The organism is Hydrogenophaga taeniospiralis CCUG 15921 (assembly GCF_001592305.1).
GTDB classification, from domain to species: Bacteria; Pseudomonadota; Gammaproteobacteria; order Burkholderiales; family Burkholderiaceae_C; genus Hydrogenophaga; species Hydrogenophaga taeniospiralis.
The window spans coordinates 242218-258484 of sequence record NZ_BCWR01000006.1 but is presented as its reverse complement, the minus strand read 5'-3'; the positions used below and the strand labels follow the sequence as shown (position 1 = coordinate 258484).

The 16267-nt window shown below is 66.6% G+C and carries 13 protein-coding genes; 12 read left to right on the top strand and 1 reads right to left on the bottom strand.

Annotated elements, in window-relative coordinates:
• Positions 1-28: 28 nt before the first annotated feature.
• A complete protein-coding gene (locus HTA01S_RS10240) occupies positions 29-1033 on the top strand; it encodes a tripartite tricarboxylate transporter substrate binding protein (protein ID WP_084236004.1) in 1005 nt (334 codons plus the stop codon).
• A 335-nt stretch (positions 1034-1368) separates the two neighbouring features.
• Positions 1369-2535, top strand: a complete 1167-nt coding sequence (locus tag HTA01S_RS10235) for a hypothetical protein (RefSeq protein WP_068170340.1) — start codon at positions 1369-1371, stop codon at positions 2533-2535.
• Positions 2536-2545: 10 nt separating this feature from the next.
• Here the strand turns inward: HTA01S_RS10235 and HTA01S_RS10230 are convergent, their stop codons facing one another.
• Positions 2546-3484, bottom strand: a complete 939-nt coding sequence (locus HTA01S_RS10230; protein ID WP_068170338.1) for a LysR substrate-binding domain-containing protein — start codon at positions 3482-3484, stop codon at positions 2546-2548.
• A 159-nt stretch (positions 3485-3643) separates the two neighbouring features.
• Here HTA01S_RS10230 and HTA01S_RS10225 point away from each other — a divergent pair, with 159 nt between their 5' ends.
• From HTA01S_RS10225 to HTA01S_RS10180, 10 genes are all read left to right on the top strand, one after another.
• Positions 3644-5749 (top strand): bifunctional rhamnulose-1-phosphate aldolase/short-chain dehydrogenase, encoded by a 2106-nt coding sequence (locus HTA01S_RS10225; protein ID WP_068170336.1) that lies wholly within the window; start codon positions 3644-3646, stop codon positions 5747-5749.
• Between the two features lie 103 nt (positions 5750-5852).
• Entirely contained in the window at positions 5853-7139 is a 1287-nt protein-coding gene (gene rhaI / locus HTA01S_RS10220) for an L-rhamnose catabolism isomerase (RefSeq protein WP_084236003.1), read from the top strand.
• 145 nt (positions 7140-7284) lie between these two features.
• On the top strand, positions 7285-8277 hold the full coding sequence (gene rhaS, locus HTA01S_RS10215; RefSeq protein ID WP_068170334.1) for a rhamnose ABC transporter substrate-binding protein: 993 nt from the start codon (positions 7285-7287) through the stop codon (positions 8275-8277).
• A gap of 236 nt (positions 8278-8513) precedes the next feature.
• A complete protein-coding gene (locus tag HTA01S_RS10210) occupies positions 8514-10085 on the top strand; it encodes a sugar ABC transporter ATP-binding protein (RefSeq protein WP_068170327.1) in 1572 nt (523 codons plus the stop codon).
• Positions 10082-11077, top strand: a complete 996-nt coding sequence (locus HTA01S_RS10205; protein WP_068170325.1) for an ABC transporter permease — start codon at positions 10082-10084, stop codon at positions 11075-11077. The genes HTA01S_RS10210 and HTA01S_RS10205 overlap by 4 nt, the downstream gene beginning before the upstream one ends.
• On the top strand, positions 11074-12063 hold the full coding sequence (locus HTA01S_RS10200) for an ABC transporter permease (protein WP_068170323.1): 990 nt from the start codon (positions 11074-11076) through the stop codon (positions 12061-12063). Before HTA01S_RS10205 ends, HTA01S_RS10200 begins: the two co-directional genes overlap by 4 nt.
• A 1-nt stretch (position 12064) precedes the next feature.
• On the top strand, positions 12065-12385 hold the full coding sequence (rhaM, locus tag HTA01S_RS10195) for an L-rhamnose mutarotase (RefSeq protein WP_068170321.1): 321 nt from the start codon (positions 12065-12067) through the stop codon (positions 12383-12385).
• A 2-nt stretch (positions 12386-12387) separates the two neighbouring features.
• A complete protein-coding gene (locus HTA01S_RS10190) occupies positions 12388-13848 on the top strand; it encodes an FGGY-family carbohydrate kinase (protein ID WP_068170318.1) in 1461 nt (486 codons plus the stop codon).
• A 93-nt stretch (positions 13849-13941) separates the two neighbouring features.
• Positions 13942-14616, top strand: a complete 675-nt coding sequence (locus HTA01S_RS10185) for a Crp/Fnr family transcriptional regulator (protein ID WP_169804764.1) — start codon at positions 13942-13944, stop codon at positions 14614-14616.
• A gap of 584 nt (positions 14617-15200) precedes the next feature.
• Complete coding sequence (locus tag HTA01S_RS10180; RefSeq protein ID WP_068170304.1) at positions 15201-16229, top strand: rhamnose ABC transporter substrate-binding protein; 1029 nt, start codon at positions 15201-15203, stop codon at positions 16227-16229.
• Positions 16230-16267: the final 38 nt, after the last annotated feature.

The window sequence follows — 16267 nt, the reverse complement described above, 5'->3', positions numbered from 1 at the left end:
TGTGTGACCACCCACCCAGGAGAAACCGATGCCATCCACCCAACGTTCCATCAGCCGGCGCCAGGTCTTGAGCCTCGCCACCGGCGGCACCGCCCTGGTGGCCGCGCCCGGCCTGTTCAGCGGCGCGGCGTTCGCGCAAGAGAAGTACCCCTCGCGCCCCATCAAGCTGATCGCGCCCTGGCCCGCCGGGGGCAGCAGCGACGGCGTCATGCGTGCCTTCGCGGACAGCGCCAGCAAGACCCTGGGCGTGCCCGTGATCATCGAGAACAAACCCGGTGTGGGCGGCACGCTGGGCGCCGCCGCCATGGTGGGCGCGGCGCCCGACGGCTACACGCTCACGCAGTTACCGCTGGGCATCTACCGCCTGCCGCACATGCAGAAAATGCCGTTCGACCCGGTGGCCGATCTCACCCACATCGTCTGCCTCACCGGCTACACCTTCGGCATTGCCTGCACGGCCGACGCGCCGTTCAAGACGCTCAAGGACATGGTGGCCTACGCCAAGGCCAACCCGGGCCAGCTCGAATACGGCCACACGGGCACGGGCACCACGCCGCACCTGGCGATCGAGGAGTTCAGCGAGAAAGCCGGCATCCGGCTCAACCCGGTTCCGTTCAAGGGTTCGGCCGAGATCATGCAGGCCATCCTGGGCGGCCACATCCGCATGATGAGCGGCACCACCGAGTTCGCGCCGCATGTGCAAAGCGGCAAGCTGCGCCTGCTCGCCACGCTGGGCAGCCAGCGCAACAAGGCCTTCCCCGACGTGCCCACGGTGAAGGAAAGCGGCTGGGACACGATCAGCGAATCGCCCTTCGGCATCGGCGGTCCCAAGGGCATGGACCCGGCGGTGGTGAAGGTGCTGCACGACGCGTTCAAAAAGACGCTGGACGACGCCAAGGTGCAGGAAACGCTGGACAAATTCTTCCAGCCCGTGATCTACATGAACAGCGCCGATTACCAGGCCTACGGCGAGCGCACCTTCAAGGCCGAGAAGGCCACCATCGAGCGGCTGGGGCTGGCGAAGAAGGGTTGACCGGGCGGTGCTTCAGACGGCGCACCGCACAGACCGCACGATGCCCATGACCACGACAGCACCATTGCGCGGGAGGCGGGCAATGTGGTCAGGGTCTGCAGCAGTGCTTGCGTCTTATCGAGGCGCCGGTACTTGTCTGGTCACACGTCGGCGATAACCTGGTTGAAGGAGGCAGGGGGATTGACGGGGCGTGAGGTCCTGCCCCGGTCGTGCGGCAGATGGGCGTGTGGCGAAAGGGTGGTCGGGCGCGAAAGCATGGGGATTGTCTGGCGATGAAGTCACTCGGTATAGTGCTCAAGCTTGTGCGACAGCCAGTACCCGATCCCGAGCCCCCTATGCCTGCAGATTCCCTGAACGACGAAGACGAATGGGCGCGTGAACAAGCTGAGGAGGAAGTAGATCGCCTCCGCAAGGAAGAGCCCGCACCCAAGATCAGCGAAGCCGAGTTTCTGGCCTGGAGATCGCCACGGATCGGCACCGCGAATCCGACCCGACTCGACAACCCGCTGTGGCATTGGCTGGTGCGTACCCGTTGGGATGGCTACAGTGCCAACAACGTCTTTGGTGGACCATCGCCGTTCACCGCCGGACCGATGTGGTGTTTTCAGCGTTATGGGATGAGCGAAACCACCCTGGAGGATGGCCGGGTGCTCTACATCGGTGGCGAGCACGAGGACCACTACGACCCCGATTTCTGCATTTACAACGATGTGACCGTCGTGGATGCTGCCGGCTCCATTGCCATCCACGGCTACCCCAAGGAGGACTTTCCCCCGACCGACTTTCACAGCGCGACCCGGATCGGAAGCGCCATCTACATCGTCGGGCGATTGGGCTATGCGGAGAGTCGTACTTTGGGCGTGACACCGGTTTTCAAGCTCTCGCTCGACTCCATGCAGATGGAGGCGGTCGAAACCCTCGGCGAGTCACCCGGGTGGATCTACGAACATCAGGCTTCGCTCGCGTCCGATGGTCACACGCTTGTCATCAGCGGAGGTGAGCGTTGGCGCGGTGAACAACGGGCAACCCAAGAAAACGTCGACACCTGGGCGCTGGATACACGCAATGGCCGTTGGACACGATTGACCCAACATCACTGGCAACACTGGGTCATGTGGCGGGTGGACCGAAAACGCAATCGGCTTGGGGATACGCGACATGCCCGGTGGCACTGCGAACATGTGCGCCGTGACCATGCACTTCTTGGGCTTGAGCACGTTTGGCGCCACAGTGAACCGCCGGACTTTGCTGCGTTGGATGCGCTGTATCGCCTGCCTGGAGAAATGTCCCCGGTGATTGAAGAGGCTGAGTACGGCACATTCAGCACCATGATCGATGGGCTGAAGGTGCGTTTCAAGGAAAGTGACGGCTTCCTGGTGGAGGCCATCGTCGAAGGTCAGTTGCGCCCGGATCGTTTGCTTGAGCTGCAACGCACGACCCTGGTTCTACTGGAACGGATCGACGCGTCCCCCTACGAGATCGCGGTGGCCAGCGGCTCTTAGGGGGCCGTGATCACCCCCGCACCAGACACGCCGCAATCCGCGTCCCTTCCGCGAACACGAAGTCCTTGAACGCCTGGTTGACGCCATTGAGCGTGACGTCGCGCCGGTGGATGAAGCACCAGTCGATGTACTTGGGCATGTCGGCCAGGTCCAGCACGGCGATGCGGCCGGCTTCGAGCTCCACCTGGAACACGTGGGCCGAGAGGAAGCTGATGCCCAGGCCTTCCATCACCGCGTGTTTCACCGTCTCGTTGCCCGAGAGCTCCAGGCTTTGTCGCACCTGGAGCGATTGCGACTGCAACAGCTGTTCCAGGAACACGCGGGTCGATGAGCCCTGCTCGCGAAAGATGAAGTCCTCGCGGCGCAGGTCGGCCCAGTCCAGGCCGTGGCGCCGGGCCAGCGGGTGGTTCACCGAGGCCACCAGGCAGTGCGGGTGGCGGGCGAAGCTGTGCGCCTCCACGTCGGCCTCGGACGGCGGGTAGCCGGTGATGGCGATGTCCAGCCGGCGCTCGGCCAGCATGGCCAGGATCTCCGAGCGCTTGGCCACCGTGAGCCTGAGGTGCACGTCGGGGTGGCGCCGATGGAACTCGCTGAGCAGGCGCGGCGCGAAGTAGTTGGCGGTCTGCACCACGCCCAGGTGCAGCAGCCCGCGCAGGCCACGCGAGGCCTCGGTGCTGCCGCTCTCGGTGTAGAAGGCCATCGCCTCTTCGGCCGCGCGCACCTGCGCCAGGATGATGCGCGCGTGCCCCAGCAGCTCCTGCCCGGCGTCGCTCAGGCGTTTGCGGTCGGTCGGGTCGAACAGGGCCGTACCCAGCTCCTGTTCCAGCTGGCGCACCACCATCGAGACGGCGGGCTGCGTCAGCGCCAGCTGTTCGGCCGCGCGCGAGAAGCTGCCGCAGCTGGCCACCGCCTCGAATACCCGCAAATGCCGGACCTTCAACTCCATCATCTCGATTTCTCCTCAGGACATTCCCGGACAAAAACAGCGCCGCAGCGCGCCCGCCACCCGTGGCCGGCGGGGCATGGGCTGGAATATAAGGCTTCGTTATCGATTTGATAAATTTCCATCAATAGCCGCGGTCGAGGGACCGGCCTAGCATCCCGTTCCATGAACACAGCCACCCCCCCCGACTTTCCCCAGTGGGACGACGCCGCGACCGCCGGCATGGACCAGCCCCATCTGCTTCTGTACCGCTCCAACCTGCTCGGTTCGGACCTGCGCATCACCAACTACGGCGGGGGCAACACCTCGGCCAAGATCTGGCAGCGCGACCCCCTGAGCGGCGCCGACGCCGAAGTGCTCTGGGTCAAGGGCTCGGGCGGCGACGTGGGCTCCATGAAGCTCGACGGCTTCTCCACGCTCTACATGGACAAGCTGCGCGCGCTCAAGGGCCTGTACCGCGGCCTGGAGCACGAAGACGAGATGGTGGGCTACCTGCCGCACTGCACCTTCAACCTCAACGCCCGCGCGGCCTCCATCGACACCCCGCTGCACTCCTCGCTGCCCTATGCACACGTGGACCACATGCACCCGGACGCCGTGATCGCGATCGCGGCCATGGCCAACGGCGAGGCGATCACCCGCCAGGTGTACGAGGGCACCGTGGGCTGGATGCCCTGGCTGCGTCCGGGCTACGAACTGGGCCAGCGCCTGGCCGCCTACAACGCCGCGCACCCCGGCCTGCGCGGCATCGTGCTCGGCGGCCACGGCCTGTTCAGCTGGGGCGAATCGTCCCGCGCCTGCTACGAAAACACGGTGGACCTGATTGAGCGCGCACAGGCCTGGTTGTCCCGGGAGCGCGAGCGCCGCCAGGTGCAGGTGTTCGGCGGCACACGCTTCGACACGCTCGACGGCGCGGCGAGTGAGGCCACGCTGGCGCGCGTGCTGCCGGTGCTGCGCGGCCTGGCCGCCCAGGGCAGCCCCAAGCTGCTGCACGTAAACACCTCGCCCGAGGTGATGCAGTTCGTCAACTCGGCCGAGCTCGAACCGCTGGCCGCGCTCGGCACCTCCTGCCCCGACCACTTCCTGCGCACCAAGATCCGTCCGCTGATCGTGCCCGAGGCGGTCTACACCCTCGAAGGCCCCGCGCTCAAGACCGCGCTGGACGACCTGCTGACCGCCTACCGCGCCGACTACGCCGCTTATTACGAGCGCTGCAAGCGCGCCAACAGCCCGGCGCTGCGCGACCCCAACCCGGTGGTGATCCTGCTGCCGCGCATCGGCATGGTGACGATCGCCAAGGACAAGGCCACCGCCCGCATCGCCGGCGAGTTCTATGTGAACGCCATCAACGTGATGCGCGAGGCCAACGCGGTGGACCAGTATGTGGGTCTGCCCGAACAGGAAGCCTTTGACATCGAATACTGGCTGCTCGAAGAAGCCAAGCTGCAGCGCATGCCCAAGCCCAAGCCGCTGGTGGGCAAGGTCGCCCTGGTCACCGGCGGCGCCGGTGGCATCGGCCAGGCGATTGCCCGGCGCATGCTGGCCGAGGGCGCCTGCGTGGTGCTGGCCGACATCGACGAGGACGCGCTCGCCAGCGTCACCGCCGACCTGGCCAAGGCCCACGGCAAGGACCACGTGCGCGGTGTGCGCTGCGACGTGACCGACGAGGCGTCGGTGATCGCCGCCTACGGCCGCGCCGCGCTGGCGTTCGGCGGGGTGGACATCCTGGTCAGCAACGCCGGCATCGCCTCGGCCGCACCCATCGACGAAACCACGCTGGCGCTGTGGAACCGCAACCAGAGCATCCTGGCCACGGGCTATTTCCTGGTGGCCCGCGAAGCCTTCAAGCTGATGAAGGCGCAGGGCACGGGCGGCTCCATCGTCATGATCGCCAGCAAGAACGGCATGGTCGCGAGCAACCAGGCCACGGCCTACTGCGCGGCCAAGGCCGCGGAGATCCAGCTGTCCCGCAGCTTCGCGCTCGAAGGCGCGCCGCTGGGCATCCGATCCAACGTGGTCAACCCCGACGCGGTCATCCGCGGCTCCAAGATCTGGACCGGCAAGTGGAGCGAAGAGCGCGCCGCGGCCAACAAGGTGGACGAGGGCGACCTCGAAGCCTTCTACCGCGACCGCTCCATGCTCAAGCGCAGCGTGTTCCCGGAAGACATCGCCGAGGCCACCTACTTCTTCGCCTGCGAAGACCTCAGCGCCAAGAGCACCGGCAACATTCTCAACGTGGACGCCGGCAACCTCGCCGCCTTTACAAGGTAAACCCCCGCCCCCCAGGGGGCGACGCCAGCGGCCCGGCGAAGCCGGTTTCGCGGCGTCCACGGACGAGAGGGGTGCTCAGGCACTCGCTCAACAAGGAGACAACATGAAGACCATCGACAGCAGCTTTCTCGCCTCGCACAACTACTCGCTGGCGCGCCACGCGCACCACGACTACGAGCACCTGGGCGAGCAACTCGCGCGCCGCGACATCGACATCGAGACCGTGCGTCAGCAGGTCGCGGCCTTCGGCGTGGCCATCCCCAGCTGGGGCGTGGGCACCGGCGGTACACGCTTCGCGCGCTTTCCCGGCCAGGGCGAGCCGCGACACGTGTTCGACAAGCTGCAGGACTGCGGCGTGATCCAGCAACTGGCACGCGCCACCCCCACGGTGAGCCTGCACATCCCCTGGGACAAGTGCAGCGACTGGGGCGAGCTGCGCCAGGCCGCGGCCAGCGCCGGCCTGGCGTTCGACGCCATGAACTCCAACACCTTCAGCGACCAGCCGGGCCAGGCCCACAGCTACAAGTACGGCAGCCTGAGCCACACCGACGCGGCCACCCGCGCCCAGGCCGTGGCGCACAACCTGGAGTGCATCGACATCGGCCAGGCGCTGGGCAGCAAGGCGCTCACGGTGTGGGTCGGTGATGGCAGCAACTTCCCCGGCCAGCAGCACTTCCGCCGCGCCTTCGACCGCTACCTGGAAAGCGCGCAGCAGATCTACGCCGCGCTGCCGGGCGACTGGCGCATGATGCTGGAGCACAAGATCTGCGAGCCGGCCTTCTACGCCACCGTGATCCAGGACTGGGGATCGAGCTTCCTGGCCGCGCAGACCCTGGGCCCCAAGGCGCAGTGCCTGGTGGACCTGGGCCACCACGCGCCCAACGTGAACATCGAACTCATCGTCGCGCGGCTCATTGCCGCCGGCAAGCTCGCGGGCTTTCACTTCAACGACAGCAAATACGGCGACGACGATCTGGACGCCGGTAGCGTCTCGCCCTACCGCCTGTTCCTGGTGTTCAACGAGCTGGTGGCCGCGGCGCACGAGGGCGTGCCCTTCGACCCGGCCTACATGCTGGACCAGAGCCACAACGTGACCGACCCCATCGAGAGCCTGATGACCAGCGCCGTCCAGGTGCAGCGCAGCTACGCGCAGGCCCTGCTGGTGGACCGCGCCGCGCTCGACGCCGCGCAGGAAGCCAACGACGCGCTCACCGCCACGCACCTGCTCAAGCAGGCCTTCCAGACCGACGTGACCCCGCTGCTGCAGCGCGTTCGGCTGGACGCGGGCGGCGCCATCGACCCGGTGGCCGCCTACCGCGCCAGCGGCTACCGCCAGCGTGTGGCCGGCGAGCGCCCGGCCGCCGTGGGCGGTGGCGGCGGCATCGTGTGAACCCCTTCACCGGCCGGGGCGGCGTGCGAGCCGCCCCGGCCGGCCAACCCATCTTGACCGCTGGCGTTTCTGAGCACCGACGGCAGGACAACGACCCCGACAGGTCGGCCTTTTTCAACCGCGACGACATCCTTTGGAGACATACATGAAAAAATCCCGTTTCGCACTGACCGCTGCCGCCCTGGCGCTGGCCCTGGCCCAGCCGGCCTTCGCCGCCGACAAGATCGCCCTCGTGGTCAAGAGCCTGGGCAACGGCTTCTTTGACGCCGCCCACCAGGGCGCGCTCGAAGCCGCCAAGGAGCTCAAGGACGTGGAGATCATCTACACCGGCCCGGCCAAGGCGACCGCAGAAGGGCAGATCGAGATCGTCAACTCGCTGATCGCACAGAACGTCAAGGCCATCGTGATTTCCGCCAACGATCCAGACGCGCTGGTGCCCTCGCTCAAGAAAGCCATGGCCCGCGGCATCAAGGTCATCTCGTTCGACTCGGGCGTGAAAAAAGAAGGCCGCCTGATGCAGCTGAACCCCTCGAACAGCGCGCTCATCGGCGAGAAGCTGGTGAAGATGAGCGAGCAGGTGGTGGGCAAGACGGGCGAGATCGCCGTGCTCTCGGCCACCGCGCAGGCCACCAACCAGAACATCTGGATCGGTGAGATGAAGAAGGTGCTGGCCAAGCCCGAGTACGCGGGTCTGAAGCTGGTCAACGTGGTCTACGGTGACGACCAGACCGACAAGAGCTACCGCGAAGCACAGGGCCTGTTCAAGAGCTACCCCAACCTGAAGGCCATCGTCGCGCCGACCACGGTTGGCATCGCCGCGGCCGCCAAGGCCGTGCAGGACGAGAAGAAGGTCGGCCAGATCTTCGTGACCGGCCTGGGCCTGCCCTCCGAGATGGCTGGCCACGTGCAGAGCGGTGCGGTGAAGTCCTTCGCGATCTGGAACCCGATCGACCTGGGCTACTCGTCCATCCACGCTGTGCACGCCTTCATGAAGGGCACGGTCAAGGGCACCAAGGGCGAGGTGATTTCGCTGGGCCGCGTGGGCAAGGCCACGCTGGATGAAAACGGCGAAGCCGCGATGGCCGAGCCCTTCACCTACGACGCGACCAACGTCGAGAAGTTTTCGAAGATTTTTTGAGGCACCCCCTGCGCCGCTTCGCGTCTTCCCCCTCTCTCGCCTTCGGCGGGAGGGGGACGGCACCAGAGGCCCGGCAAAGCCGGTTCCTCGGTGCCCTGGGTCTGCACCGCTTCATGCGGTGTGGGCGGCGCTCCGGTGCCATGGAAAACCCAAGCTTCGACTCCTGATGGCCGGTAACGGCGCTGCGGGGGAAGCTGCCGTACTCTTGCCGAGCCTCTTGTCTCCACAGCGCCACCATGAACCCTGATTCCCCCTCCGCGTGGCTCTCGCTGCGCGGCATCCACAAACGCTTCGGACCGACCCACGCCTTGAAGGGCGTGGACCTGGACCTGGTGCCGGGCGAAGTGCTGGCGCTCATCGGTGAAAACGGTGCCGGCAAGTCCACGCTGGTCAAGACGCTCACGGGTGTGCACCAGCCCGACGAAGGCCGCATCGAGCTGGGCGGCCAGCCGGTGCGCTTTGCCCGCGCGCAGGACGCGCAGGCCGCCGGCATCGTGGCCGTGCACCAGGAAACCGTGATGTTCGAGGAGCTGAGCGCAGCCGAGAACATCTTCATCGGCCGCCAGCCACTGCGCCGGCTGGGGCCGCTGTCCTTCATCGACTGGGCGCGCATGAATACCGAAGCCCAGACCGTGCTTGACCAGGTGGGCGCCGGCTTTGCCGCCACCACGCCGGTCAAACAATTGAGCCTGGCCCAGCGCCACCTGATCGAGATCGCCCGCGCGCTGTCGCAAAAAGCGCGCGTGGTCATCCTCGACGAACCCACCGCCGCGCTCTCGCAGGCCGAGATCCGCGACTTCTACGGCCTGGTGCGGGGCCTGAAGGCGCAGGGCGTGGCCGTGCTCTTCATCACCCACAAGTTCGACGAAATCTTCGCCGTTGCCGACCGCTACGTGGTGCTGCGCGACGGTGCCTCGGTGGGCCACGGCCGCATCGCCGAGGCCCACGAGGGCGAGCTGGTCAAGCTCATGGCGGGCCGGGAAATTGAAAAGATCTACCCCCACATCCCGCGCCGCGCGGGCGACGTGGTGCTGGAGGTATCGGGTCTGAGTCACCCCACCGAATTCGACGACCTGAGCTTTTCTCTGCGCGCTGGCGAAATCCTCGGCTTCTACGGCCTGGTCGGCGCGGGCCGCAGCGAAGCCATGCTCGCGCTGATGGGCCTGAACCCGCAGGCGCGCGGCCAGATCCGCGTCGCTGGAAAAGCGTTGAATGTGCGCGAGCCGGCCGATGCCATCGCGGCCGGTCTGGCCTACGTGCCCGAAGAGCGCCAGCGCCAGGGCGGCATCCTGGACTTTTCGGTGCGCCACAACATCACGCTCGCCGGCCTGGCCGGCCCGGTCACGAACGCCGCGTCGCTCGCGCGCGGTCCCTGGTTGTCCAGGGCGCGCGAGTCCGCGCTGGCCGAGTCCATGATCGCGCGCCTGCGCATCAAGACCGAGAGCCAGGACACGCCGCTGTCGGGGCTGTCGGGCGGCAACCAGCAGAAGGTGGTGATCGCCAAGTGGCTGGGGCTGAACCCGCGCATCGTGATCCTGGACGAGCCCACCAAGGGCATCGACGTGGGCGCCAAGCAGGCCGTGTACCAGCTGATCGCCGAGATGGTGGCGCAGGGCCTGGCGGTGATCTTGGTCTCCAGCGAACTGCCCGAGGTGATGCACCTTGCGCACCGCACCGTGGTCATGCGCCGGGGCCGCATGGTAGCCACCTACGAACAGGGCCAGGCCGACGCCGAAACCATCGTGGCCGCGGCCTCGGGCATCGAGTCCGAGGCGCTCCACCAACACGTTCTGGAGATGGCCGCATGAGCCTGTCTTCCCACTTTCACACACGCCGCCGCGAGTGGCTGCTCGCGGCCATCATCGTGCTCATCGTGCTGGCCGTGGGCTGGCGCGCGCCGGTGTTCCTGAGCTGGCGCAACGTGCTGGACATCGGCAACGATTCGGCCATCCTCGTGATCCTGGTCATGGGCCAGATGCTGGTGCTGCTCACGCGCGGTGTGGACCTCTCGGTGGCGTCCAACCTCGCGCTCACCGGCATGCTCTGCGCGCTGGCCGCGCGCGCCTGGCCGGGCATGCCGCTGCCCGCGCTGCTGCTCATGGCCTGCGTGGTGGGCGCGCTGCTGGGCGCGGTCAACGGCTGGTTGATCATGCGGTTCTCGCTGCCGCCCATCGTGGTCACGCTGGGCACGCTCTCGGCCTACCGCGGCGCCACCTTCGTCGTCAGCGGCGGGGCCTGGATCTCCGACCACGAGATCCACCCGCTCATCAAGGGCCTGCCGCGCGAAGACTGGCTGGGCCTGCCCGCGCTGATCTGGGTGGCGCTGGGCGTGCTGCTGGCCAGCGCCTACCTGCTGCGCTGGCGCCGCGAAGGGCGCGAGCTCTACGCCTACGGCGGCAATCCGCACGCGGCGCTGTACGCCGGCATCCCGGTGCGCCAGCGCCTGGTCATGGCCTACACCTTCTCGGGCCTGCTGGCCGGTCTCGCCGGGCTGCTGTGGGTGGGGCGCTATTCCATCGCCTTCACCGAGCTGGCCTCGGGCTACGAGCTCACCGTGATCGCCGCCTGCGTGATCGGCGGCGTGAGCATCGGCGGCGGCGTGGGCACCATCGCCGGCGCGCTGCTCGGCGTGCTGTTCATCGGGGTCATCAACGGCGCGCTGCCGGTGATCCAGGTCTCGCCGTTCTGGCAGCAGGCCATTGCCGGCGCGGTGATCCTGATCTCAGTGGTGCTCAACGCGCGGGCCGACCGCACGCACGGGCGCCAGATTCTTGAAACCCCGCAAGGAGCCAAACCATGAAGGCGCTGGACACCTGGGAGCGCATCCTCATCGCGCTGATCGTGCTGGTGTACCTCGGCTTCGGGCTGGGCATCGAAGGCTTCTTCACGCCTTATGCGCTGGCCGACACCACCTACAACTTTTCCGAGAAGGCGCTGATCGCGCTGGCCATGGCCCTGCTGGTGATCGGCGGCGAGATCGACCTGTCCATCGCCGCCATCATGGCGCTGGCCTCGATGGCCATGGGCTTCGCCATGCAGGCCGGCGCGGGCGTTGGCACCATGGTGTTGGCGGCCCTGGCCACCGGCGCGGCCTGCGGCGCGCTCAACGGCTGGCTGGTCACGCGCTGGAAGCTGCCCTCCATCGTCGTCACCATCGGCACGCTCTCGCTGTACCGCGGGCTGGCGCAGGTGGTGCTGGGCGACCAGGCCATCACCGGCTACCCCGAAACACTGGTCACCTGGGGCAACGGCTACCTTGGCGACCTGATGGGCATGCCCGGGTTCATCGTGCCGATCGAGTTCGCGGTGATGTTGGTGGCGGCGCTGCTGGTGGGGCTGTTCCTGCACGCCACCGTGCACGGGCGGCGCATCTACGCCATCGGCGCCAATCCGGTGACCGCGCGCTTCTCCGGCATCGCGGTGGACCGCTACCGCCTGGGCCTGTTCATCTTCGCCGGCGTCATGGCCGCGCTGGCCGCGGTGCTGCTGACCGGGCGCATCGGCAGCACGCGGCCCAACCTGGCCATGGGCTGGGAGCTGGACGCCGTGACCATCGTGATCCTGGGCGGCGTGTCCATCCAGGGCGGGCGCGGCAGCGTGGTCGGCACCCTGCTGGCGGCCGTGCTGCTGGGCAGCTTCACCTTTGCCATGGGCATGCTCAACGTCACCGGCATCGTGGTGTCCATGGTGGTGGGCGGCCTGCTGATCGTGGCCATGGTGCTGCCCCAATATCTGCGCCGCCTGGCGGCGCGTTTCCAGAAGGCTCCGGCCTCACGGAGTGCCTGACATGCCCACCGAAAAACACGCCTTCCGCATGTTCCTCAACCCCGGCTGCGTGGCCGAGTACCACCGCCGCCACGACGCCATCTGGCCCGAGCTGGTGACCTTGCTCAAGGACGCGGGCATCGAGGACTACAGCATCTACCTGGACGAAGAACACCTGGTGCTGTTCGCCGTGCTGCGCCGCCGCGCCGGCCACACCATGGCCAGCCTGCCGCAGCACCCGGTGATGCAGCGCTGGTGGCAGCACATGAGCGACATCATGCGTTGCCACCCCGACGGCTCCCCCGTGGCCGAGGACCTGCCGTGTCTGTTCCACCTCGATTGATCATGGACAGCAACGCCCATACCCTGGTGCTCGACGTCGGCAAGAGCAACGCCAAGCTGGTGCTGTTCAACGCCGAGGGCGACGTGATCGCACGCCGTGTGCGCGCCAACCACTCGGTGCAGACCCCGCACTACCTCGCACTGGGCTTGGACGCCTTGCAGGCCTGGGTGCAGGAGAGCGTGCCAACGTTGCCCGAGCACGCGCGCATCGGGCGCATCGGCATCACCACCCACGGCGCGGCCTTCTGCGCCGTGAACGGCAGCGGCCTGGCCCTGCCCGCCATCGACTACGAATGGGACGGCTACGGCGAGCTGCGCGCGGACTACGCCAGCCGCATCGACGGTTTCGAGACCACCGGCACACCCCTGCTGCCCCTGGGGCTCAACGCCGGGCTGCAACTCTTCTGGCTCCAGCAGACCCAGCCCGAGGCCTGGCAAGGCATCGAAGCCTGGCTGCCCTACCCGCAGTACTGGGCCTGGTGGTTCACGGGCGTGGCCGCCTACGAAGTGAGCTCGCTGGGCTGCCATACCCACCTCTGGCAACCGGCGCGCAACCGCTTCGCGCCGTGGGCCGTGCGCGAGGGCCTGGTCGAGCGCTTTCCCCCCCTGCGCCTGGCATACGAGGCCATCGGCCCGGTGCAACCCGCCCTGGCCGAACGCCTGGGCCTTCCCGCCGGCTGCGTGGTGTACGCCGGCCTGCACGACAGCAACGCCTGCCTGGCGCGCCACCTGCATGCCCTGCCAGGGGCCAGCGTGGTGTCCACCGGCACCTGGTGCGTGGTCATGACGCCCGGCGTGACGGGCCGCGAGCAGGCGCTCGACCCGGCGCGCGAACAGCTGTTCAACCAGTCCATCGAAGGCCGGCCTGTGCCGACCGCCCGCTTCATGGGCGGGCGCGAGTTCGCCCACCTCTGCCACGGCGCCGACCCCGCGCTGGCCACCGAGAGCGCCCTGCACGAGGTGCTGGAGGCCGGCTGGCTGGTGTTGCCCGGCCACGATGCCGGGCCCGCGGCCAACTTCGGCCAGGCCGGCGAGATCGTGCGCGGCGACCAGCCCATGGGCAGCGCTCCCCAGGTGGTGCCCCTGCACCTGCGGCCGGCCCTGGCCGCGATGTACTGCGCCATGATGACCACCCGCATCCTGTTCGACCTGCTGCCCCTGGCGCTGCGTGGCAACCCGCAGCGCAGCGACGCGCTGTCCGTGGTGATCCTCGAAGGGCCGCTGGCCGACAACCCGGCCTACGCGGCCGCGCTCAGCGCCTTGCTCGCGCCGCTGGCGGTGGTGCGCAGCCAGGACGAGGTCGAAGGCACGGCGCGCGGTGCCTGGCTGAGTACCCGCTGGGCCATGCCCTCGCACGGCCGCGACGCCTATGCCAGCGTCCCGCCCCCCACGGCCCAGGTGTCGCACAGCCTGCTGCAGCGCTTTCGCCAGTGGTCCACTGTGGCGGACGAAGCGCTGGTGTGAGCGGCTGGGCCCAACATGGAATCCTCTCTGCGCCTCCGTCTGAGTGCCGACAGGTGGTACGTGTCCTGCCCGCCCGAGCTGCAGGTGGCCCTGGTGAAACTGTCGCGGTTGATCCAGCTGCGCCATGGACAGGCGCTCTTCGAGCCCGACGAAAAAGGCAGCGGCCTGTGTTGCGTCGTGGGTGGCTCACTGCTGGTGAGCAACGTGAATGAAGAGGGCAAGGTCCACGTCCTTGCCCAGGTCGAGCCCTGCCAGTGGATGGGCGAGATCTCGACCCTTGACAGTGGCCCGCGCGCCATGGGCGCTTATGCCAATGGAATCACCGAGGTGCTTTTTGTCCCGGGTGATGCCCTCGAACCCTGGCTCAACCAGCATCCGCAGTACTGGCGACACATCGGCATCCTGGCGTGTCAGAAGCTCAGAGGGGCGCTGGACTCGCTCCAGGAAATCTCGTTCCTGTCGCTGGAGCAGCGCATCCTCAAGCGTCTGGAACGGGTCGCCACAGGCTATGGGTCTCGGGTGGTTCCCGCCAAGCGGGTCAAGGTGCCTCAGGAAGTGATTGCACAGATGATGGGCATCAGTCGGCAGAGCGCCAACAAGGCGCTGAAGTCCCTGGAAGAGATGGGGCTCATTTCGCGCAGCTATGGCGCGGTGGAATTGCCCCAGAAGGAACCTCTTCCGGTGCACATACCCATTGAGATGCCCCAGATAGGCTGCGTGGTGCGGCGCTTCAAACGCGTGCAAGGCGAGCCGGAGACCGTGTTCTGAGAGGCTGAAACCTTGGCGGCTTGAGCTTGGCGCATGGCGGTGGCGCCTCACCCGCTCAGAGGGAAGGAGGGCAACCCTCTGAAGGGTCTTTTTCGGTGACCCATGCGACCCGGGAAATACCGCCGGCCGCCATCAAAGACCCACAGGAAAAACAGAAACGCGCCAGCGGGCTGCAACGATTGGGTGCTTGGCTGCATTCACAGATGCAGGATTACCCTGTTTTTTTGGAGTCCGGCCCTGCAGCTCGATTTGACAGCGGCTAAGTACTTACCCCCTGAGAACTGGTTCGCCATGCCGGATGCAAAAAACAGGAGGCGGAGCGTGGCCACCAAGGTGCTGGCGGACAACCTGATCCTGATCCAAAAACCCGCTCAGATAAAGCCTCATCCTTCGCAGTCATACAAGCGAGCGGCTCAAGTTCGGTGGACTGGGGCCACACGGCAGCTACGCCGAACAATCCATCACAGATTTTGATGAATTGCATAAAAAGCCATGCATTGATCTGATGTTGATCACTCCCTACAGTGACCGTCATCGTCCAGCGGGCTAACGCACAGGACATGCCAACCTGGAGCGAGTGCCCCATGACAAACACAAAAGCCAGCCCTAGGCCCTCTTTGGTTCGGCGAGCCACTTTACTGACCGCCCTCTGCCACGTCTTGGGCACCCATCGAGCGGCTGCTGCGGCTGGGCCATCCGGTGCATTGAAGATGGCCTACCTGCCCAAGCAGGTGAACAACCCCTACCACGCAATGCTGGGTCAGGGCGTGATGGAAGCGGCACGCGAAATGGGGGCACAGGCGCGCATGCTGGGACCCACCACCGCCCAAGCACTGGCCCAAGTGCCATTCATCGATCAGTTGATTGCGGAGCGCTTGAACGCCGTCATCTTGGCTGCCAACGAGGCGGTGGCGCTGCTGCCCAAAGTGCGGGAGCTCATTGCCGTGGGCACCAAGATCGTGGCGGTGGACGCGGATCTGGCCACTGACGCGCGCGATTTGTTCATCAACCAGGCCAGCCAGGAAGGCGTGGGCCGCGCGCAAATGCAGCTGATGGCCAAGCTGATGGATTGGCAAGGCGAATTCGCCATTCTTTCCGCCACGGTCACGGCCAGCAACCAGAACGCCTGGATTTACTGGATGCTGCAGGAGCTGCGTCGCCCCGCCTACAAGAACATGAAGATGACCAAGGTGCTCTATGGCAACGACGATGCCGTGAAGTCACGCGAACAGTGCATAGCGCTGCTACAAAACCCCAACCTGCGCGGCATCATTTCCCCCACAACCGTGGGCATTCTGGCCAGCGCAGAGTACGTGGCCTCATCACCATTCAAGGGCAAGGTCCACGTTACCGGACTGGGTACGCCCAACCAGATGCGCCCGTTTGTGAAAGACGGCACGGTGCGGGCCTTCCAGCTATGGAACCCGGTGGATTTGGGCTACCTGGCGGCCTATGCAGCGGCCAGTCTTACAAAGGGGCAGATCAGCGGCACGAAAGGCGATAGCTTTTCTGCGGGCCGCCTGGGCGATTACATCGTCGGATCAAAAGGCGAGGTCATTCTGGGTGTGCCAACGACCTTTGACGTCAGCAACATTGATCGATTTCATTTTTAAGTGCCGCGTCCAGGATGAGACGCGTACCGATCCTTCAG

Coding starts and splice junctions, on each gene's coding strand:
- HTA01S_RS10240 (WP_084236004.1), top strand. CDS start 29: ATGCCATCCACCCAACGTTCCATCAGCCGGCGCCAGGTCTTGAGCCTC.
- HTA01S_RS10235 (WP_068170340.1), top strand. CDS start 1,369: ATGCCTGCAGATTCCCTGAACGACGAAGACGAATGGGCGCGTGAACAA.
- HTA01S_RS10230 (WP_068170338.1), bottom strand. CDS start 3,484: ATGATGGAGTTGAAGGTCCGGCATTTGCGGGTATTCGAGGCGGTGGCC.
- HTA01S_RS10225 (WP_068170336.1), top strand. CDS start 3,644: ATGAACACAGCCACCCCCCCCGACTTTCCCCAGTGGGACGACGCCGCG.
- rhaI (WP_084236003.1), top strand. CDS start 5,853: ATGAAGACCATCGACAGCAGCTTTCTCGCCTCGCACAACTACTCGCTG.
- rhaS (WP_068170334.1), top strand. CDS start 7,285: ATGAAAAAATCCCGTTTCGCACTGACCGCTGCCGCCCTGGCGCTGGCC.
- HTA01S_RS10210 (WP_068170327.1), top strand. CDS start 8,514: ATGAACCCTGATTCCCCCTCCGCGTGGCTCTCGCTGCGCGGCATCCAC.
- HTA01S_RS10205 (WP_068170325.1), top strand. CDS start 10,082: ATGAGCCTGTCTTCCCACTTTCACACACGCCGCCGCGAGTGGCTGCTC.
- HTA01S_RS10200 (WP_068170323.1), top strand. CDS start 11,074: ATGAAGGCGCTGGACACCTGGGAGCGCATCCTCATCGCGCTGATCGTG.
- rhaM (WP_068170321.1), top strand. CDS start 12,065: ATGCCCACCGAAAAACACGCCTTCCGCATGTTCCTCAACCCCGGCTGC.
- HTA01S_RS10190 (WP_068170318.1), top strand. CDS start 12,388: ATGGACAGCAACGCCCATACCCTGGTGCTCGACGTCGGCAAGAGCAAC.
- HTA01S_RS10180 (WP_068170304.1), top strand. CDS start 15,201: ATGACAAACACAAAAGCCAGCCCTAGGCCCTCTTTGGTTCGGCGAGCC.